At 48.3% G+C, this 21,719-nt stretch carries 13 protein-coding genes; 6 read left to right on the top strand and 7 right to left on the bottom strand.

The features are described from left to right. Positions 1 to 4: 4 nt before the first annotated feature. Positions 5 to 2,263: a photosystem I core protein PsaA gene (gene psaA / locus NDA03_RS11280; protein WP_190410333.1), complete on the bottom strand. Its 2,259-nt coding sequence runs from the start codon at positions 2,261 to 2,263 to the stop codon at positions 5 to 7. Positions 2,264 to 2,734: 471 nt separating this feature from the next. On the opposite strand from psaA, the gene NDA03_RS11275 reads away from it, so the two are divergent. Then, complete coding sequence (locus NDA03_RS11275) at positions 2,735 to 4,537, top strand: hypothetical protein (RefSeq protein ID WP_348238053.1); 1,803 nt, start codon at positions 2,735 to 2,737, stop codon at positions 4,535 to 4,537. A gap of 248 nt (positions 4,538 to 4,785) precedes the next feature. Further along, positions 4,786 to 6,309: a thioredoxin-like domain-containing protein gene (locus tag NDA03_RS11270; protein ID WP_348238078.1), complete on the top strand. Its 1,524-nt coding sequence runs from the start codon at positions 4,786 to 4,788 to the stop codon at positions 6,307 to 6,309. Between the two features lie 143 nt (positions 6,310 to 6,452). Here the strand turns inward: NDA03_RS11270 and NDA03_RS11265 are convergent, their stop codons facing one another. Continuing rightward, entirely contained in the window at positions 6,453 to 7,235 is a 783-nt protein-coding gene (locus NDA03_RS11265; RefSeq protein ID WP_190437783.1) for a circadian clock KaiB family protein, read from the bottom strand. Between the two features lie 30 nt (positions 7,236 to 7,265). Then, the gene (locus NDA03_RS11260; protein WP_348232273.1) at positions 7,266 to 8,657 is read right to left on the bottom strand and encodes a type IV pilus twitching motility protein PilT; all 1,392 of its coding nucleotides are present in this window, start codon (positions 8,655 to 8,657) and stop codon (positions 7,266 to 7,268) included. A gap of 634 nt (positions 8,658 to 9,291) precedes the next feature. On the opposite strand from NDA03_RS11260, the gene NDA03_RS11255 reads away from it, so the two are divergent. Together NDA03_RS11255 and wecB are read left to right on the top strand one after the other, a co-directional pair. Next, positions 9,292 to 9,666 (top strand): hypothetical protein, encoded by a 375-nt coding sequence (locus NDA03_RS11255; RefSeq protein WP_190410337.1) that lies wholly within the window; start codon positions 9,292 to 9,294, stop codon positions 9,664 to 9,666. Positions 9,667 to 9,825: 159 nt separating this feature from the next. Next, positions 9,826 to 10,944, top strand: a complete 1,119-nt coding sequence (gene wecB / locus NDA03_RS11250; protein ID WP_348238052.1) for a UDP-N-acetylglucosamine 2-epimerase (non-hydrolyzing) — start codon at positions 9,826 to 9,828, stop codon at positions 10,942 to 10,944. Positions 10,945 to 10,958: 14 nt separating this feature from the next. On the opposite strand, the gene NDA03_RS11245 is transcribed toward wecB, so the two are convergent. From NDA03_RS11245 to ilvN, 3 genes are all read right to left on the bottom strand, one after another. Beyond that, positions 10,959 to 12,104 (bottom strand): ABC transporter ATP-binding protein, encoded by a 1,146-nt coding sequence (locus tag NDA03_RS11245; RefSeq protein WP_190410340.1) that lies wholly within the window; start codon positions 12,102 to 12,104, stop codon positions 10,959 to 10,961. A gap of 229 nt (positions 12,105 to 12,333) precedes the next feature. Beyond that, on the bottom strand, positions 12,334 to 17,448 hold the full coding sequence (locus tag NDA03_RS11240) for a hypothetical protein (RefSeq protein ID WP_348238051.1): 5,115 nt from the start codon (positions 17,446 to 17,448) through the stop codon (positions 12,334 to 12,336). Positions 17,449 to 18,379: 931 nt separating this feature from the next. Beyond that, positions 18,380 to 18,898: an acetolactate synthase small subunit gene (gene ilvN / locus NDA03_RS11235; protein WP_190410342.1), complete on the bottom strand. Its 519-nt coding sequence runs from the start codon at positions 18,896 to 18,898 to the stop codon at positions 18,380 to 18,382. Positions 18,899 to 19,230: 332 nt separating this feature from the next. On the opposite strand from ilvN, the gene NDA03_RS11230 reads away from it, so the two are divergent. Further along, positions 19,231 to 19,599: a BON domain-containing protein gene (locus tag NDA03_RS11230; RefSeq protein WP_190410343.1), complete on the top strand. Its 369-nt coding sequence runs from the start codon at positions 19,231 to 19,233 to the stop codon at positions 19,597 to 19,599. A 77-nt stretch (positions 19,600 to 19,676) separates the two neighbouring features. Here the strand turns inward: NDA03_RS11230 and NDA03_RS11225 are convergent, their stop codons facing one another. Next, on the bottom strand, positions 19,677 to 20,627 hold the full coding sequence (locus NDA03_RS11225; protein ID WP_190429292.1) for an alpha/beta fold hydrolase: 951 nt from the start codon (positions 20,625 to 20,627) through the stop codon (positions 19,677 to 19,679). A 450-nt stretch (positions 20,628 to 21,077) separates the two neighbouring features. Between NDA03_RS11225 and infC the strand changes: the two genes are divergently transcribed. Further along, entirely contained in the window at positions 21,078 to 21,611 is a 534-nt protein-coding gene (infC, locus tag NDA03_RS11220) for a translation initiation factor IF-3 (protein WP_190429293.1), read from the top strand. Positions 21,612 to 21,719: the final 108 nt, after the last annotated feature.

The following is a 21,719-nucleotide window of genomic DNA, read 5'->3' as shown; positions in this document are numbered from 1 at the left end:
TAAATCATCCTATTGAAAGGATTCGCGCCTCGAAGAACGCCCATATCGTGACGATCGCGCCCAGGAGGAAGTGAGCTACCCCAACGGCCCGACCCTGAATGATGCTCAGAGCGCGAGGCTGAATAGAAGGGGCAACCTTCAACTTATTGTGAGCCCAAACAATCGACTCAATCAACTCCTGCCAGTAGCCACGACCGCTGAATAGGAACATCAGGCTGAATGCCCACACAAAGTGAGCGCCCAGGAACAGCAGACCGTAGGCTGAGAGGGCTGTACCGTAAGACTGAATTACTTGAGCAGCTTGTGCCCATTGAAAATCACGCAACCAGCCATTGATAGTGATGGCACTCATCGCAAAGTTGCCTGCGGTGATATGATCCACCGTTCCATCAGCATTGACTGTGCCCCACACATCGGATTGCATTTTCCAGCTGAAGTGGTAAACCGCGATCGCAATGGTGTTGAACATCCAGAACAGACCCAGGAATACATGGTCCCAACCAGAAACCTGGCAGGTACCGCCACGACCGGGACCGTCGCAAGGGAAGCGGAAGCCCAAATTCATCTTGTCTGGAATCAGACGAGAGCTACGGGCAAACAAGAAGCCTTTCAGCAGAATTAGAACAGTGACGTGAATTTGGAAAGCGTGAATATGGTGGATCATGAAGTCCGCCGTACCCAGCGCGATTGGCATCATCGCCACTTTGCCGCCTACAGCAACGATCCCGCCGCCGAAGGCATAACTTACTGGTTCTAGCTGGTTAGGAGCTGTGCCACCAGGAGCCAGAGTGTGCAGGTTTTGCACCCACTGAGCAAACACCGGCTGCAACTGAATCGCCGTATCCGAGAACATATCTTGGGGGCGACCCAAAGCACTCATCGTGTCGTTGTGGATGTACAAGCCAAAGCTGTGGAAGCCTAGGAAGATACAAACCCAGTTGAGGTGGGAAATAATTGCATCCCGGTGACGAATCACCCGATCCAGCACGTTGTTCTGGTTCACTACCGGATCGTAATCCCGCACCATAAAGATGGTAGCGTGAGCCGCTCCGCCAACGATCAAGAATGCCCCAATCCACATGTGGTGGGTGAATATGGACAACTGAGTAGCGTAGTCAGTGGCAAGGTACGGATACGGAGGCATCGCGTACATATGGTGAGCCACGATGATGGTCACAGAACCCAGCATGGCAAGGTTGGTTCCCAACTGCGCGTGCCAGGATGTGGTCATGTTTTCATAGAGACCCTTATGACCGTCGCCTGTGAAGGGACCTTTGTGGTTCTCTAGAATTTCCTTAATGCTGTGACCAATCCCCCAGTTCGTCCGATACATATGACCGGCGATCAGGAAGAGTACTGCCAAGGCTAGGTGATGGTGTGCCGTATCTGACAGCCACAATCCACCTGTCTGGGGATTTAAACCGCCTTTGAACGTCAGGAAGTCAGCATACTGGCCCCAATTCAAAGTCCAGAATGGCGTCAACCCTTGGTTAAAGCTGGGATACAGTTGGGCCATCAAGTCACGGTTCAAGATGAACTCATGAGGCAGCGGAATATCTTTGATGGCAACTCCTGCATCCAGGAGCTTGTTGGTGGGCAGCGCCACGTGAATTTGGTGAGCGGCCCAAGACAAGCACCCCAGACCCAGCAACCCAGCTAGGTGGTGGTTTAGCATTGACTCTACATTCTGGAACCATTCCAGTTTGGGAGCCCGCTTGTGATAGTGGAACCAGCCAGCAAACAGCATCAGAGCTGCTGCTACCAAGCCACCGATGGCAGTGCAGTACAGCTGGAATGTGTTTGTGAAGCCAGCTGCCCGCCAAACCTGGAACAAGCCGGAGGTGATTTGAATCCCGTGGAAGCCACCGCCCACATCGGCATTCAAAATATCTTGACCAACGATAGGCCAAACGACTTGAGCGCTAGGCTTGACGCCTAAAGGATTAGCTAGCCAAGCTTCGTAGTTTGAAAACTTAGCGCCATGAAAATACATACCGCTTAGCCAGATGAAGATCACGGCTAAGTGACCAAAGTGCGCGGCAAAAATTTTCCGAGATACGTCTTCTAAGTCACTGGTATGACTATCGAAATCATGCGAGAGGGCGTGAAGGTTCCAAATCCACGTGGTGGTTTTTGGACCTCTAGCAAGGGTGCGGTCAAAATGACCCGGCTGCGACCACTTCTCAAAGGAAGTAGGCACTGGATCTTTATCGACAACAACCCTTACTTTTTTCTCCTCTCGCTCCGGAGGACTGATTGTCATGAGGACTCTCCTCTCTCTAGACAAGGAACGAGTTCTGTCCCATTAGAAAATTAGATTTTAATGGGTAGGAAAGCAGGCTCTTTGAAGAACTACTTTCCCCAATTTATGGAATACCCGTTTTAAAGGGTTCGCTGAGAGGGAAGGGTTGTAAAACCACACCCTCTATCTTTGTAGATGATAGGACTAGGTTTACTGGGTATTTCGAGCCACTTAACAATAATTCAAATTTGGTCAAGTATTGATGCAACTTAGCTTGCACCTCCATATTTAGTGTTAAAAAGTCAAGAGGGATTAAATTTAGTTAACAAAACGCAACGATTAGCTCATTTAAAATCCGTGTCTTCTGGGTTGTCAGAGCCTGAAATTCACGGCATTGCGAGGGTGTAGTTGATGCTTTTGGGCTATAGTTCCCTATGGACAGGTCTTGATTTTTGATGTTGGTCGCGGAAGGAGTAGGAGTGCGTGTTGGGCATGAATCGCCGGTGGAACCCTCTAAGAACGATAGTTTCGTTACTGATGGCAACTGTTTTGGTAGGAAGTTTAGTCAGTTGTGGCGATCGCGCCCTGACGACCCCATCAGGTACCTCCAAACCCTCATCTTCTCTAACCTCTGGGCAAATCTCAGAGGTATCTCCCCCCGAGGTCATTCAACAGCTGCGCCCAGCGTTGGAGAGTTATCAACCTCAAGTCACCATCCTCAGTCCCCAAGCTGATGAAGTTCTTCAAGACACAACAGTGGCAGTGCGGCTCCAAGTTCGGGATCTACCCATCTTCAAAGACCCCCAACTCGGTCTTGGCCCCCATTTACATGTCATCCTGGACAACCAGCCTTACAAAGCCGTTTATGACTTAGAACAGCCTCTAGTCTTTGAAGATTTAGCTCCCGGAACTCACACCCTGCGAGTTTTTGCCTCACGCCCCTGGCATGAGAGCTTCAAAAACGAAGGTGCTTACGCCCAAACAACCTTTCACCTTTTCACCAAGACAACGGACAACAACCCCAATCCAGGGCAGCCTCTGTTGACCTATAGCCGCCCCACGGGCAGTTATGGAGCCGAGCCAATTATGCTTGACTTCTACCTGACTAACGCCCCCCTGCACTTGGTCGCCCAGTCCAATCCCAACGACGAAATTGCCGACTGGCGAGTTCGCGTTACCGTAAACGGTCAAAGCTTTGTCATGGACAGATGGCAACCGCTTTATCTCAAAGGCTTTAACTCAGGGAAGAACTGGGTACAACTGGAATTTTTAGATGAACAGGGAAATCCAGTCACAAACGTCTTCAACAACACCGCGCGGCTGATTACCTACGAACCGAAAGGCAAAGATACCCTTGCCAAATTGGTACGCGGGGAACTCTCGGCGACTGCTGCTCGCGGGATTGTAAACCCCAACTACAGTGGTAAGACGCCAGTGCCGACAGCAACCCCTGAGCCATCTTTCACGCCGACGCCGACGCCGACACCGGAACCGTTAGCGCCTCCTGCCGTTGAAGAAACACCAGCGCCGCAGCTGAGTAAAGAAGAACCGACGTCCTCTGAAGTTGAGCCAGCAAAGCCAGCCGAGGCACCCCCAGCGACAAAACAGTTAGAAAAACCCCAAGGCGGATTCTTTAATCGTTTTCGGCGTTCAGAGGCTCCAGTTAACCCACCACCTGCACTGCCAGTACCTGAGGCAATTGAGGAGCCTTCTTCCTTAGCCATACCCCCAGAAAACATTCCTCAACCAGGGACTTTACCAGAGATAACGCCAAGTTCAGAAGCAAGCCCTGAAGTAGAAACGATTCCATCTACGCCCCCAGCGTCTCCAGCGCCAAAGCAGGTAGAAAAACCCAAAGGCGGATTCTTCAATCGCTTCCGGCGTCCAGATGCAGGTGTTGATACTCCTACGCGCAATTTACCGCCAGTCTTACCGGAAATAGCCCCATCGCCAGCGCCAGAAGAGCCGCTTCAGGTAGTACCTGCTCAACCAGATTTGCTACAACCACCGTCCTCGCCTCAGCCAACAGATTCTCTACAGCAGAAGACTGAAGAGACAACCCAATCGGCCCAATCATCCCCAACCTTCGCTCAAGCAAAACCAAAAGCCGATATCAAGGACGTATTGATTCCTAAACCTGCTGCGGCTCCACCGTTGCGGATTATCCAAGCTCCATCTGAGCCAGATATCCCCAGCCGTTTCTTCCAAAAATCAAAACCGGCAACACCGGAACTAGAAGTCCCAACAGCGGAAAATCCAGAGGATGCTCAGCTAGGGGAAGCTGCAACGCCTTAGAGATTGCTCAGGAATCCATAAATCGGTCTCAACAACAGATGTAGGGGCACGGGCTTTGTACTTGCCCCTAGGAGCATAGATGGATATTGATTCTCTGAAAGCCCCAGGCTTACCGTGCTGCTTCGCGAATGCGTCTCTAAATATCTAAAATTCCCACCGATTCATCTTTAACCGAACAGTATCGGCTTTACAACATCCTTCTTGAGGAGCGCTCTGTTCCCATCGCGGTTAGTGAAAAAGGAGACATGATGACGCCCCGTGTTAGAGCGCCAGAATTTCCCCAAAACCAAATCTGGTTCAATACAGATCGTCCCCTTTCCCTACGTGAATTAAAAGGGCGAGTGGTAATTCTTGACTTTTGGACGTATTGCTGCATCAACTGTCTGCACGTCCTGCCAAAGTTGAAGTACCTGGAGCAGAAATACAAAGACAGCCTCACGGTGATTGGCGTCCACTCCGCCAAATTTGACAACGAAAAAGAAGTTGAAAACATTCGTCAGGCAGTTCTGCGCTACGACATTGAGCATCCAGTCGTCGTCGATAGCAATTTTGCTATTTGGAGTCAGTATGCTGTCCGTGCATGGCCCACTTTGACGATGATTGACCCCCAAGGTTACGTCATCGGCTATGTATCTGGGGAAGGAAATCAGGATGTCGTAGAGAAGCTGATTTGGCAGCTGATTCAACAACACAAAGAGAGAGGAACGATTAATTTTCAAGAACTCAGCCTTACTTTAGAAAAACAGCGGCAACCGTTGGTAACACCCCTGGCTTTTCCCGGTAAAGTGTTAGCGGATGAAACACGCGATCGCCTGTTCATCGCCGACTCCGGACATCACCGGATTGCGATCGCTACCCTTGCCGGTCAAGTGCTACAGATCGTTGGTACTGGCAAACAAGGCTTAACCGATGGTTCCTTTACAGATGCCCAATTTTTCGCTCCCCAAGGTATGGCACTCGACGCAGAAAATGACATTCTCTATGTTGCCGATACCGAAAATCATGCCCTGCGACAGATCGATCTAAAGAATCAAAAGGTTGACACAATTGCCGGTACTGGCGAACAAAGCCATCACCTTCGCTCCTACAGGGGTACGGCACGAGAAACTCCTCTTAATTCTCCTTGGGATTTAGAAAAAGTAGGAAATCGCTTGTTTATTGCGATGGCAGGAGTCCACCAAATCTGGGAAATGCAGCTGGAAAACGGCATCATTGGTACCTACGCAGGGATTGGAGCAGAATCATGCGTTGATGGGAATCTAGACGAATCTGCCTTTTCTCAACCCAGCGGCATTACCACCGACGGACAAGAGTTATACGTTGCCGACAGCGAAATTAGCTCAATCCGTGGCATTGGATTGGGTGAAAAGGCTCAGGTGCGAACAATTTGTGGCAGTGGTGAGCTATTTGGGTTTGGGGATATTGATGGTAAAGGCTTTGAGGTTCGACTCCAGCATTGTTTAGGCGTTGAATACGCTCAGAATTACCTCTGGGTCGCTGATAGCTACAACCACAAAATTAAGCGAGTTGACCCGAAGACCGGCATTTGTAACACGGTTTTGGGGGATGGGACGGCAGGAAACCAAGATGGTCAAGGCACCAGCACCCAATTTTTTGAGCCTTCAGGAGTGAGTGCGATTGGCTCTCATTTATACATTGCCGATACTAATAACCATGCTATCCGTCGTGTCGATGTCGCCACGATGGAAGTGACAACCTTGAAGTTTCCGGGGTTGTGTGCGCCAGAGGTCTGTATTCCTACGGCTGATTAAAATAAGAGGCGAGACATGGAGAGTTTAGATTTTGGATTGTAGAAGACTTATAGCGATCGCATTTTGTCAGCAGCCACTTCCAGCAATATATTTGTAGCGACCTTCAGGTGAAATAGTATTACACGGCACTCGTGTGCCTCTACTCAGTAATCTACAGCCCCAAGTACCTGCAAGACTCTCTCAATATTGTCTAAATCTCCCACAATCCGTCGCACAGGTTCAGGCCAAACTCTAACAAGGGTGGGTGTAGCAGAGATATGATTTGACTCCGCCTGTTCTGGATGTTTGAAAATGTCAATCACTTTCAAAGTGTAAGGATGACCCAGAGATTGCTCTAACAACTGATGCAGGCTTTGGAGAGTGTGTTCGGTAGAGCCATTATGACCGGAAACAAACAGGCGCAGGACGTACCCAGGCGTCGAAACTGGGCGGAATGAAGGCTGGAAACCCGTGCGTTCTAAGCGCACAATCAAATCGTGATTTTCCCAAAGTTGGGGAAATTGGTGACGATAAGTTTCTAATACGATAGGATCGCCTAATTCTGAAGGCCAAGGAGCAACTTGCCAATTTTGCAAGTTGCTATTCTGGAAAATCCCATTCAGCAATGCCTGATGCCGTCGTACCGGCAAATAAACCTCAGCGGCAATTCGTAACTGCTGGGTGTAAGGATCGAGCCACCGATCGATCGTCGCGGTATAAGCTGGCACTAGAAAATGGGGAGGTTCGGGTAATCCCAGCATTTCTTGAAGTCCAGCACACAGATGTAGGTGCCAGTGGCTCTGCTTATTGGGATCGATGCAATAAATTAAGTCTCCCCCTGGCGTAAACAGGGCAATACCTTTAAAGAGCTGGGGAAGAGAGAGTGGATCTTGAGTCAAGAAAAAGCGCCAAAATAATAAAAATGAAAGAAGAAACCCTTCTTCCATTTTTAATTTTTAATTTTACATTTTTAATTGTTACACCCGACCTCGGAGGAACTGAGCCATCTCGTTTGGAGTGGGCGACATTTCCAGAGCAGTCTCTTCGGTGATTCGACCCTCATGGTAGAGGTCGAGGAGGGCTTTGTTCATTGTCATCATGCCGTCAAAGCTGGAGCCTAGCATGATTCCGGTAATATCTTCGTATTTACCCTCCTTAATGTAGTCCTTGATTGCTTCGGTATTAATCAGGATGTCGTGGAAAGCCGCACGTTTGCCATCGGTCGTTTTGCACAATCCTTGAGAAATGATCGCCACCAGAGATTCAGCGATCGCTATCTTCATCGAATGCTGCTCTTCTGCTGAGTAGAGATTGAGAATCCGCTCAATCGTTTTCACAGCGCTATTGGTGTGCAGCGTCCCCATCACTAAGTGACCCGTTTGCGCCGCTTTGAGAGCAGTGTTAACCGTTTCTTTATCTCGCATTTCCCCGACCAGAATCAGATCGGGATCTTCCCGCAACGCAGCTTTCAGCGCATTGTCGAACTTCAACGTGTTCAACCCTACTTCCCGGTGCTTAATCAGCGACTTGCGACTCGTATGAACAAACTCAATCGGGTCTTCAATCGTGATGATGTGCTTTGCCATCTCCTTATTGATGTAGTCAATCATGGCAGCCATCGTGGTGGATTTACCCGAACCCGTTGGACCTGTGACCAAAATCAATCCCTTATGGTAATGGGAAATATCCTTAAACACCTCTGGCAACCGCAGTTGCTCCAAAGTCAGAATATTGTTTGGAATCAATCGCATCACCATCGCTGGACCGCGCATCGAACCAAACACGTTAATCCGGGCGCGAGAGAATTCATACTGGGTAACGCCGTCAAAGTCTAAGCGCTCTTCAAATTCCCGAATCTGAGCATCAGTCATCACCTCTCGCAACCAGCTCATGAATGTCGCTTCATCCGTCTGCGGATAATCGGTCATCTCCATGTCGCCCCGTTTGCGGTAGCGAGGAATTTCACCGACACCTGCATGAATGTCGGAAATTCCGTTTTCATGAGCTTTAACGACGATTTCCTTTAAGGTGGGCTGTCCGGGACTAGGACCTGGACCCCTTGCAGCCGTTCGAGCCACCACCGTTGCTGCTGTTGCTGATGCTGCCGAAGCAGCTGTAGCAGGGGATCGAACTCCTGTCCCCGCTGCTGGAGGAGCCGCTTTCGGTGGAGCAGATACAGAAGCTGCCCCTGCACTTGCCGCTGCATGGGGAGAGGGCGGCGCAGTCATCTGCATCGTTTGCATGGGCTGCTGCTGAGTGGAAACGGTGGCAGCTGTATCCCTAGCCGGAGGTCGCATTCCTGGCGGGGGTGGTGGGGGAACGCGGGGTGGAGGCGGTGGTGACATGGGCGGACGCTGCGGTTCTGTCATCTTTCAACTACCACTGATTGAAAATTTGTAGGAATCGTTACAAAAAAAGCTAAGGATAGCCCGCGAATACGTTCTTTTAAGACGTAAAGCGATTCGGTGGAACACGCCACAGCTTTTATTTGAGGAGCCTTAAAAACTCCTATTCCTAGTTTTCCCAAAACTTTTGGTTCGCTAACATTCAACGCCAAAAATTCTCTTACCAGCTCAAAACAGCAGCAGTGGCAACTTAGCCGTCTAGCGGCGGTTTACCCGTTGAGCTAGATGAGCTGGTTTATGAGAATACATGTTAAAAGTTATAAGATATGTTAAGCATACTGAAAGCGGCTTTGGTTGTTTCCCTCTGCCACTGGTTGGGCTACAAAATTGCTTGATTGGTGGAAAAGACTGAAACCTAGAACCTCTTCAAATTTCTATCTTTTGGATGATGGTCGTTTTATAAGGCAGTCTAATATAGAGCATTGGAAAAAGTTTCGCATCCATAAATGTTCTGGATTGACTGTAAATTTTGGTTAAGAACGGCTCATCTAAAGAAAAGGATTAACTATACTGATTTTCACTTAGTCGATACTAGGGGATCGATTAAAAGTCATTTTCCGCATATAAATTTGTTCTTTGACTATCAGGAGAAAAAATCGTGCAATTAAGTCACAATCAAGGTTTGGCAAAAGTGTATTCATTGTCTATGGTCAAGAGCTTTTTGATCTGGACTTTTACTTTAGGGGTTTGCTTGCTGGTGGTGGGTTTCCCCTTAGTTGTTTTGATGGTTACGGTTGGCGCTTTGTTAGCGATCGCTTTACAATCTGTACTGCCGGTTAGCGCAGTTTTGTTGGTCGCTGGAGCTTTAATTGGCGGGAATATTTTGGCAGTTGTCGCTGGTGCGGCATTGCTAACCCTAAAGGGTGTTAATCCTCAAGAAGTTCGTTGGTTGCACTGGCTGCATGGTGAAGCCAATCCGCTACATACCTCTGTCTATGCAGCTTGCCCACTAACCTGCGATCTAGATTCTTGAATGGCCTGTGAACGCTTTTAAAAAGTTAGTCTATTGTCTGCAAGAGTTCTGCGACCCGGCACCTGCCGGGTCTTTTCGTAGGAAAATGGCAAGCGTAGGATGGGAAGAGAAGTGCGATCGCGCTTCTCTCCCGATTATTCCCAATTAAGCTAAATTTCCATGCCGCCATCTCCTATCAAAGTTTGCATCACACTGGGAACCCGTCCGGAAGCCATTAAGCTAGCACCTGTTATCCAACAGTTTCAGGAATCGCTAACTTTTCAAACTCACGTAATATTGACGGGTCAACATCGAGAGATGGTCGAGCAAGTCATGCAGCTATTTGGGCTGAATGCCGACCAAAATTTAGAAATTATGCAACATCAACAAACTCTGACAGATATTACTTGTCGTAGTTTGCGAGGATTGGAAACTGTATTTAAACAGTTACAGCCTCATTTGGTAGTAGTTCAAGGAGATACAACCACAGCCTTTGCAGCAGCTTTAGCAGCGTTTTATCAAAAAATTCCGGTCGGTCATGTAGAAGCAGGATTACGCACCGACGAGCTTTTTAATCCTTACCCAGAAGAAGCCAATCGGCGATTAATTTCTCAGCTAACTCAGCTGCATTTTGCCCCCACAACCCTAGCGGTAGAAAATCTGCAACGTTCTGGCGTCACTGGCGAAGTTCACCACACTGGGAATACCGTCATCGACGCTTTACTGACCGTGGCGAAAAGCCAGCCGGATTGCCCAATTCCCGGTTTGGACTGGAGTGGATATCGAACGCTGTTGGCAACAGTTCATCGACGCGAGAACTGGGGAGAACCCCTGCGGGGAATTGCGGAGGGATTTTTGCAAATATTAGATAAATTCCCGGATACTGCATTATTGTTGCCGCTCCATCGCAACCCGACCGTGAGAGAACCGCTACAAGAACTTCTCGGTAATCATCCCAGAATTTTCTTAACAGAACCGTTAGATTATGCCGAACTGGTAGGGGCGATTCAACGCTGTTATTTAGTATTGACTGATTCTGGAGGATTGCAGGAAGAAGCACCGAGTTTGGGGAAGCCGGTACTGGTATTGCGGGAAACCACCGAACGACCAGAGGCGGTAGCCGCGGGGACTGCAAAATTGGTGGGAACAGAACCCAATCAAATTCTAGCGGCGGCAACAGAACTCCTCAGCGATCGCAGTGCTTATCAAGCAATGGCAACGGCAATTAATCCCTTTGGCGATGGTCGTTCTGCTGAGAGAATATTGCAAGTTGTTGAGAAACATTTCCAAAGCTGTTAACAAGTCGCGAATTCTTAAGGAAACAGAGCATCGCCCGTGGTGGGGTCAAAGACAAATAACTGGTTGAGGTCGAGCTGTACAGAAATGCGATCGCCGGAATGACCCCGCCAATCTGAAGCTGCCTGGATATTGATCGGTACCCCAGACGCCGGTAAATTCGCCCGAATCAGTGTCTCCCGTCCCAGCGGTTCTACAACCTTCACCTCAACCATCAGCAGTGAGTGCTGTAGAGGCAAGACCCCGTCCCGACCAAAGGCTTCGGGTTCTTGTTCGTTTTTAATCTTTAATTTTTCATTTTTAGTTGTTATATGCTCTGGGCGAATCCCTAACTCTATGCCCTGTCCCTGTCTGAGTTGCAACTTGTCCTGAAGCGCTGGAGGACAAGATAAAGCCTGATCCCCCACCTGAAAAACTTCACCCGTATAAGTCGCGTGGAGAATATTCATCGGTGGATTGCCTAAGAATGTAGCAACCATCAAATTTGCCGGTCGCGCATAAATTGTTTGCGGGTCGCCAATTTGTTGAATCCGACCGCGATTGAGTACCACAATTCGATCCGCTAGGGTCATCGCCTCTACCTGATCGTGAGTGACGTAGATCGTGGTAATTCCCACTTGTTGGTGTAATTGCTTGAGTTCTGCCCTGGTATCGTCTCGCAGCTGGGCATCTAGGTTAGAGAGGGGTTCATCTAATAAGAATACTTGGGGTTGACGAGCGATCGCTCTCCCTAATGCCACCCGTTGCTGTTGTCCCCCCGATAGCTGCTTGGGTTTGCGGTCGAGGAGATGGGCGATATCGAGCGATCGCGCGACCGTCTCTACTCGTTCCTGCATCGTTTTCGCGTCAGTTCCACGCATCCGTAGACCAAAAGCTAAATTTTTAGCAACGGTCATGTGCGGGTAGAGGGCGTAATTTTGGAACACCATCGCCACATCTCTTGCCCTAGCAGGAATCTCATTCATCAGGACATTCCCAATGTAGAGATTGCCGCTACTTTGCGTGTCCAAACCCGCAATTGTCCGCAAAATCGTGGATTTGCCACAACCGGAAGGTCCCACCATCACCCAGAACTGCCCATCCGGCACCTCGAAGGAAATATCCTCAATCGCAGTAGCATTATTAAATTTTCGGGTAATTCCTTCTAAGCGAACGTTTGCCATTGTTGTTAGAGATGAGTCAATTAGTCATTAGTTTATAGTTCAAAGCCCTAGTTTCTACTGCCCACGTTCCTCTAGCAATCTTCGTTCGCGTGGGGTACACCAAAACTCTTACTCATTAAGCATTTCAGCTTGTTATTTAGCAATTCTCATTTATTTATAAACTTCTTTCATTTTTCTTCCTTGGCGCTCTCTTCGCCAACGCGGTTCATCATAGAATGACCCAAAACCACTAATTATCACAAAGTAGGCGATCGCTTTCTCGGACTTTGGGATTGTTTTCTAAATAGTCCTGCACCCAACTACAACTGCGTGCCAGCAGATTATCGAGATCCAGATTCCACAACATCACGGTTTTGTCCTTACTGGCAGAAGCAAGAATCTTGCCATCTGGACTGAAACTCACACTGGTAACGCGATCGCTATGACCTGGGAGCGTTTTAATTAACGTGTCATCCAGTCGCCACAATTGCACCGTGTTTTCCCAGGTCGTCGTGGCTAGAATTTGACCATCCGGGCTAAAACTAACGTGAGCAACGCTATCCGTATGCCCTTTCAAAGTTCGATATAAAGAACCATCGCGCCGCCAAAGTTTAACCGTATTGTCATAACTCGCGGATGCGATTAGCTGACTATCCGGGCTAAAAGCGACATCCAAAACCCAACCACTATGTCCCGGTAAGGTTTGCAGATATTTTCCCTCGGCAGTCCAGAGTTTGACCGTATGATCGTCGCTAGCAGTCGCCAGTAATTCCCCGTCGGGGCTAAAAGCCACTGCATTAACGCGATCGCGATGCCCAGTTAAAGTTTTAATCAAATTGCCCGAAGTATCCCAAAGTTTTACCGTCTTATCACGAGAAGCAGAAGCAATCATTTTGGCATTGGGACTAAACGCCACATCCAAAACCCAATCGCTGTGCTTATTTGGCTCATTCAGGGGGTTGAGAAGCGTACCCGATCGATTCCAGAGTTTCAGCGTCTTGTCACGAGAAGCAGAAGCAATTAACTGAGAGTCTGGGCTAAAACTCACGCTATTTACCCGATCTTTATGACCGTTCAACGTAGCAATCAAAGAAGCACTTGTGTCCCATAATTTCACTGAATTATCTTGACTTGCAGAGGCAACCATCTGACCATCGGGACTGAAACTCACATCATATATCTGATCCGTATGCCCTCTTAAAACAGTGCGCGACATATCATTAAGTCGCCAGAATTTGACAGTTTTATCGTAACTACTAGAAGCAATCGTCTGACCATCGGAGCTAAAACTAACACTTGTCACCCCATCACTATGTCCCCGCAGGATTTTCAGCAGCTTCCCGTTGCGATGCCAGAGTCTCATTGTATTGTCATTACTGGCAGAGGCAATCATCTGGCTATTCGGACTAAAACTCGCTCCAAACACCCAGTCACTGTGTCCCTGAAGAACCCGGATCGTTTGTCCAGTTTGGTAGTTCCAAAGCCTGACTGTTTTGTCATCGCTTGCTGAAGCTAACAACTGCTTATCGGGACTGAAATTGAGGTTGGTTACTTTGCCAGTATGTCCCTTGAGGATTTTGTAGGGTTGCTCGACCGTCATGGAAGCCATGTTCCAGATTGTCACTGTTTTGTCGTCACTCGCCGATGCTAAAAATCGACCATCCGGGCTAAAAGTGGCGCTGGTAACTTTTCCGTTGTGTTTCAATGTTTTCAGCAACTTGCCGGTGCGATAGTTCCAAAGCTTTACCGTTTTGTCATCGCTTGCCGAAACTAATATTTGACCGTTTGGGCTAAAGCTGACGTGATTAACCAAACTACCGTGTGCTTTGTCAATCGTTCTTAGTAAAGTACCGTCTGTTTGCCAAAGTTTTATTGTCTTGTCAGAACCAGTCGAAGCTAAGAGGCGACCGTTGGGGCTAAAACTGACGCTGGTGACGCTCTCACGATGACCTGACAAGGTTTTCAGGATCTTGCCATCGCGCCGCCAAAGTTTTACCGTTTTATCGACGCTGGCAGAGGCAATTGTCTGACCATCGGGGCTAAAACTGACGCTCCAAACGACATCACGATGTCCTTCTAAGCGATTGCGTTCTTGTACTCCGTAGATTGCCTGTTGCATCGCCGTAACGACGCGCATTTGGGTATCGGGTTCTACCCCAACTGCACTTTCGAGGCTTTTCCCTGCCCTCAAGGCTTCAATTAAGGCATCAAATTCTTTGTAGGAGACAAAGAGCGTTTCGGAAGAAGCACTCAGGGCGGTGAGTTGAGCATTTGTTTGCGCGATCGCTGCCAGCTTTCTTTGAGCTTCGGCTCGCAGCGCAAATCCTCCGGCAGAAACTGCCAGGATTGTCATCATAATGCCGACGCCGATCGTTCGCAATTGTTGTTTCCGTGCCTGATACAGCTTTTCCTCACTTTGTGCTAATTGGGCTTTCAAGTTCAGATCGGATTTTTGACGAATCCGATCGACTAGATAATCATGAACCAATTGGTAACGGGCTTCTGACCCTTCCCAAATTACGAAAACCAAACCAGATCCTACAAGAATTTCTAAAATTAAGTCTAGTAGAGGCATTTCCCCGCCCACTGCTCTTTCCGCCTCAAGCTGCAATACGGTTGCCAGCTCTTGCTTCGTCTTCAGGGGTCGCGTTCCTTTCTCGTTCGTCAATAAAAATAAAACGTTCCAAGCCAAAGCTTCATTTTCGGTGCCACAATCAGCAATGACTTTTTTCAAAAATCGCTCAACCAGTTCGGCTTTTGGATTCGCTCCCAATTGCTGATACTGTTGCATCGTGGTGATTTTGTCTTCTTCTTCCTGCAATTGGGCACCCACTAATTGCAATTCAATGGGGCGCACCTCTCCCAGTTCTTCAGCCAAATCTTCCACTAACCGATTAATTAACTGCGGCTCTAAATAAAAGAATGGAGAGCGTTCGGTTAAGCTTTTGACAATCTGCCGCGCATCCGGCTTAGAAAAATTTCCCAAGTAGTAGCGAATATCTTGGTTTAAAATGTCGTTATTTATGACATCTAAATACTGGAGACGTTCGCACTCTAGTAAATAATGTAGATAGTCTTCTCGCAGAGACAAAATAACTTTTACAAAAGGAATGTTGAGGCAGTCGCGCAAAAATTCATAAAACTGCCGCCGCATCGCTGGATTAGTACAGACGAAAAAGAATTCTTCAAACTGGTCAAAAATCAGAACGGTTAACAGATTGCGATCGCTATTGTGTCGCAACTGTTCTAGGAGGTTGGCAGCAAGTAGTGTCGGCGGAACCGCAGACATTGGCATTTCTTCAGCGCGATCGCTTTCTTCTAAGATTTCCTGTAAAGATAAAGTTTCTCCGCCCGTTCTCACTTCGCTGCTATCTTCTGACTCCTGTCCGGACGCGATCGGGACGGGAAGGTGTTGGGCGTCTTCCTCCTCTAAAGGGAGTTCTGATTCCTGGTTTCTGAGTCTGAGTTCCTTCGATAATTGTCTTGCCAGCGTCCCTACCCAATCTTTATAAACTTCGATAACGACAGGTAAAACATCGCGTGCGCCGATGCTTTTGAGCTGGAGTGCTGGAACTAACCCAGCAGTGATAATTGAGCTTTTACCAACTCCAGAAGGACCGTGAATCACAATCAATTTGTAGTCATTGCGGCCGATCCGGTCAATGAGGCGAGTGACATCCTGCTGCCGACCAGAAGCAGCAATTTCCTGGGGAATCGACCCTCCCAAGCGCATATCTCCTCCAGATGTGACGCCTGGGTTCAGAGCCTGCCGGTAAGGCTGTAGGCGTCCGGCACCTGTAAAAGAACGGAACCCGTATTGATGCTCCAGGGAACGCTGCTCTTGCTTCAGTTGAAAGGCTTGCAGATAATCACCCTGCTGAAAGTAGAGCGATCGCAGTGCCTTGAGAATCCGCAAACATAAATGGGGATCGTACTGATGGTTACACTTGTTGAGCGCCTGTTCCAAGTTTTGAATCGCGGCGGTAGCTTGCCGCTGTCCCAAATGTTTCTGAGACTGTGCCAGCAGCAACAAATATAAACTTTCGTACTGAGATTGCGGGATTGAGGCAGAAGTTGTCTGGAACGTTTCTTCCGCCAGCGTTGAAAGTGCCAGAGTCGCTTGCTGATACGCTTCTATCCAATTGGACTGGTTAAGCGCCACCTCCGCCAGAAAGCCAAAATCTTGAGCCTGCTGGAGGTTTGCATCATAAGTTTGATGCAGGATCAAAGCTTTTTCTGCCAGCTCCTGCAAATCCGCCCACGCTTCCAAACGCCGCAGCACTTCACAAAGGAATGAAATAAACTTAGCAACCAGTTCTGGACGTTGAGCTTCCTCAAAAACTTCAATGCACTGCTGAAAATAATCTCTCGCTTGCTTCCAGTGCTGGCGGCTCATTTCCGGTCGCAAGTTAGCCAAACGGGTATAGCATTGCCCCAAGTGAAACAGCAGCAAACCCACTTTTAGGACTGAGTGCTGAGGACTAACGACACACAGAGAATCGGAAATCGTGGTGCTTGCCTCTTGACCCTCATTTCTGATGTTTTCCCCAGTCCGTACTTCGTGGCGCTTTGCTAACAGTTCTGAGTCTTCAGTCTTGAAATAAGCCAGACTTCGTTGATAATGGGCAATGCTTGACTGGATTTGATCGGTAGCGTAGTCATTGCGCCCCCGCACAAATTCGAGACTTGCCTGTAGTTGAGGCTCCAATTGTTGCCCGCGACGCCGCAAATCTGTTAAGGCCGACTCCAGTTCTAGGCGATGCTGGGAACCAACAACTAAATCGAGAGCGGAATGGTGCAACAACTCAAAATTGCTAGAATCTAGCTCTCTGGCAAATAGAGAGTCCGCTTTCTGCCGCAATAATTCGATTAACTCATCCCCTGACATCACAAACCGGATCGAAGAAGCTGCCCAGCTTTTGAAATCTGGCGCAAACCGAATCAGCTTTTGTAGCACCGCGTCGGAGAGCCACAACACGAGGGGGAAAGGAAACTGAGCGCGAAATTCATCGCGTACTTGATTGGTTGAGGTCAGCAGCTGATCGAGAGCGATTACCGACTCCAGCCCTAAGATCATCGCGGCGGACAATATTTCTGTTTGTCGAGACGTATTCCCTGGCTCTTCCAGCGCTTCCAAGATGGGGTTGTAAAGCGTCTTGACCGAATCTGCTAATATCACCTCGCGCACGGGAAACGGATTTTGTTCCCGTACCTGCTGCACCATCCGCTGTTGCAACAAGCTATAGTTGCAGCGCACCAAAATTAGCGAGAATTGCCCCTGAGAAAGGGCGATCGCTCTCAAGAGCGTCTTTAATGAGCGTTGGTTGTATGCATCTGCCTCTTCTGGTCGGCTCAGATCGGTCATTGCTTCTACGTTTGGCCTGCGCGTTCGATAGACAATATTCCTCTGCCAATGCTTTAGCAGTAGCGGTATTTTAAAAACGAATAGGCACAAATACTATTTTTAATCAGATGAACCGGCTTCGGAGCTGCTTAGGTTTTGCATTTGCAATTGACTGATAATTCGCCAGAATTATCGTCAGGCAGCTTTGTTATACGTGAGTTTTATGATTCCCAGAAATCGTTGATTAAAATGAGTTCCTCCACTCATTTCTGCCAAGATGTCTCTTTTCCTAGGGGCTTAAGCCAAGAGTCTTATAAAGAATCCAGATAGGGAACCATCTGGAACTGCCTACCCAGCAGGAATTTTCGGTATTGCTCCCAGCATTGGCATCCAGGAATGGTTTGCGAACCAACTAGGTTCGCAACTCCCCCTTTAGCAGAGGTTCTTGACGGCTGTTTCGGCAACTCACATCTTATTATGTAGTTATCAGAGAATAAACGATTTTTCTGATAAAAGAAAATAGTATCTGTCGTGAGCAAGAACTGAACTCTAACCGCTCCTGATACAGTCGAGTTCCTCTAATCCGAGGTAGGCATCAGCTCATCCGGAAACTTTTGCGAATGTTTAGGACAAAGTTGTACTCAAGGGGATTCCTTGCCTACTCCGGGAAGGGAACCTCTAATCTCACGCTTCTATAGCTATGCCAGTCTTTGGCTACACAGGGCAAGTAGGAAGCCAGGGAATAAGAGCGATTGGGTAGATTTCCTGGAAAGTCGTTTGGAGTACCTTACTAAAAAAGCTCCGAGCCAGACTCAGTAGACTGGAGACTCGGAGAAAATAAGCGCGAATAGAAAAGAAGAACAGATGATAAAAAGCGCGATCGCCGAGCGAGGAAAATTGATGCTTCTCTCTACTTCCCGCATCAGCAAGCTGAAAAATCCCCTTACCTCGATTAAAGCTTAGCTTCCAGAGACTTGAGAAACTCTGTGTTAACACCCGACTCGCGGGTAAGGGCAATTTTGCCGGTGCGAGCAATTTCACGCAAACCAAATTTATTCAGCACTTGAACAATCGCCACCAATTTGCCTGGATCTCCCACCACTTCTAAAGTGAGCGCATCCTCCGCAATGTCTACTACCCTAGCGCGGAAAACCTGAGCCAGTTCAATCACTTCCGAGCGATTGGAGCTGGTAGCATTCACCTTCAGCAACATCAGCTCTCGTTCTACACACGGAGTATCCGTTATATCCTGGACTTTTAGTACATTCACCAGCTTGTAGAGCTGCTTGGTGAGTTGCTCGATCACCCGGTCATCTCCCGGCACGACCATCGTAATCCGGGAGATTCCGAGCTGTTCAGCTGGTCCAACAGCAAGGCTTTCAATATTAAATCCCCGACGGGCAAACAAACCGGCAATCCGAGTCAGGACTCCAGCTTCATCTTCAACCAAAACTGAAAGGGTATGTTTCATTTTATACAAAACAGGCGGAGGCGCGATGTTGCTTTCAACACGCTAAGCAATATTTTGCTTCCCTACAAGAAGCTACGTGGGTTGTAAGCAGTACGTTAGCAAAGACTTACTACCTACACGGTATGCGAAGGCAATGTTAACAGAAATTACGTTAACGAAGCTACATCTTAATGTTACTGTATAGCACCCCTTGGCTACAAAAAACGGCTATCTCTGTATATTTAGGGATTTTTAGCCCCCGGAAAACCTTAAATCTTTTCATTGATAGATGCCTTGATTTAGCAATTTCATAATAATGGTGTAGTTCAGCTTAATTTGGAGCAAAAATACCTATGGGTTGGTTAAAAAGACTTTTTGGCATGGAAAAGCCGCAAAATGCACAAACTAATGCGGTACCAGCACCGACAGCTCAAGCTCCTGCCTCAACCGGCACTGCAAGTAGCAGCGAGACGATTCCGCCAGAGCGAGTGGGATTAACTGGAGAATATGACCAAAGCGGACTTGCCAAGCGGGTTGCTCTAGCTTTCGATCAAGATCCGGATCTGGATGATATTAATACGCTCTATGTAGCCCAAACCGGCGGCACAGTTGTGCTAAAAGGACAAGTTCCCAGCCAGCAAATTCTCAATCAAATGGTCTCGGTCGCCCGGAGTGTGGAGGGTGCCACGGGTGTCCAAACCGATCAAGTCACCATTGGCTAGAAGTTAGAGGCCTAGAAATTCGAGGCTAGAAGAAAAAATCGATAGGGTGGGAAGTGCCCACCCTACTTGGCGAAAAGCTAATCACTCACTGCTAACTGTTTTTGGGGTGTAGCAGAGCTATCTACCTGGTCTTCAGGCATCGTTTCAAGCCAGTTGAGGATAATCTGGTTAACTTCATCTGGACATTCGTCATGGGGACAGTGACCTGCATCCAGCTCAACCAACTGAAGCTTAGGGTTGATATCCCTAAATCGAGCCAGTACGCTAAAAGGAATCATTTTATCTTGCCGACCCCAAATCAAGAGCATGGGCGTGTTCAAGGTTGGCAGTAAGGTTTTGACACTGGGGCTAAATTTAGCACTGGTCATCGCTTTAAGGATGGCACCGAATGCTGCTGCCGAACCCCGATCTTGAGCGGGACCTGCCAGAATATCTACCAGTTCGTCGGTGACAGCATTTGGGTTAGCGTAAGCGATCGCTGCCCACTTGCGGACGAAGGAGGGACGCCTGACTAGATAAAAGACATTCTGGAGAATCACGGGTGAAGCCACAACACCTTTGACCCCTGCCACAACGGGTCGCAACCAGGCGGGAATTGCCTCTTCCTCCACGGAGGGATCGGGCAAACTCATCATCACAAAGCCTTTCACCATCTCTGGATGCGCGGCTGCCACTGCCAGACACACCAGCGATCCTATCGAATTTCCGACTAATACCACTGGCTGCTGAATAAAAGTCCGCCAGAAATCATAAACTTGCTCTACCCAAAGATCGACTTTGTAGTCTGCCTGCGCCTTCCGGGATGCCCCAAATCCCAGCATATCTAGCGCATAAACCGTGTGAGACTGACCAAGTACCGCTAGATTGTGTCGCCAGTGTCCAATGGAAGTCCCAAATCCATGCAGCAGCAATAAGGGGGTTGTCTTTTGTGTCGGTTGAGACGCCCGGATGTATGTATAGCGAGTCTGCCAACCCCGCCAAACCCAGTCTCTTTGACTGCCAATTCGATGCTGCCAATGCTGGGTCACGATCGCTTTTGCCTCAAATTAATAAGTTTTATAAACTTTATCTTTGTCTGTTGATTTCCATTTTAGTGGTTTGCTGCTAGAGCGTGTCTCATCAGGGTTTCTGAGAACTTAAGTTAACAAACCTAGACAAAACCCATGCTGTATGGCTGCACAGAAAAAGTCCCTACCCCGAACACCAGACTTACATCGTCTGCGTAAATTGCCAATCAACAGTCGTTGAGGGGGAGATGGGAGCGATCGCTTTTTGGAAGTTACGTGAACAACTATAGACAGAAACTCTCCCATACTCAGTAGAATGGCAGATACAAGGAAAGAAAAACTTGGTTTCTTTGGGAATGAAATTGAGAACGCCAGGAAGCAGCCTGTAGCCCTAGTGCGATCGCTCAAACATTCAACAACCCACTGCTATCAAAATTAACCTTATCAACTAACCGAGCAAACATAACCCTAATGCCTGTGATTGAGAAAAGACGCACTCGCGATCTACCCCAAATCAACGAACGTATTCGTTTTCCCCAAATTCGCGTCATTGACACCGATGGCACGCAGCTGGGAATTATGACGCCAAACGAGGCTATCCGCATCGCTGAAGAAAAAGAGCTGGATCTTGTCCTGCTCAGCGATAAGGCAGAACCACCCGTTTGCCGGATTATGAACTATGGCAAGTATAAATTTGAACAGGAGAAAAAAGCGCGGGAAGCCCGGAAAAATCAGCATACCGCTGATGTCAAGGAAGTGAAGATGCGCTACAAGATTGAAGAGCATGACTATCAAGTGCGTGTTAATCAAGCCGAGCGCTTTCTGAAGTCGGGAGATAAGGTCAAAGCCACAATTACGTTCCGAGGTCGCGAAATTCAACACAGCGATTTAGCCGAGGACTTGCTCAAGCGGATGGCGACGGATTTACAGGAACTAGCGGAAGTGCAGCAAGCTCCGAAAAAAGAAGGTCGCAACATGATGATGCTGCTGTCTCCGAAAAAATAGCTCAGTTGTCGGCGGTCAGTAGTCAGTGGTCAGTGGTGTGGGGAAGACCAGGCGTCGCCCGAACAGTGGTCAGTGGCAAACAAGAAACAACTGACCACTGACTACTGA

Source organism: Trichocoleus sp. Lan (genome assembly GCF_039961855.1).
Lineage (GTDB): Bacteria > Cyanobacteriota > Cyanobacteriia > Cyanobacteriales > FACHB-T130 > FACHB-T130.
This window is presented reverse-complemented; position numbering and strand designations above follow the sequence as displayed.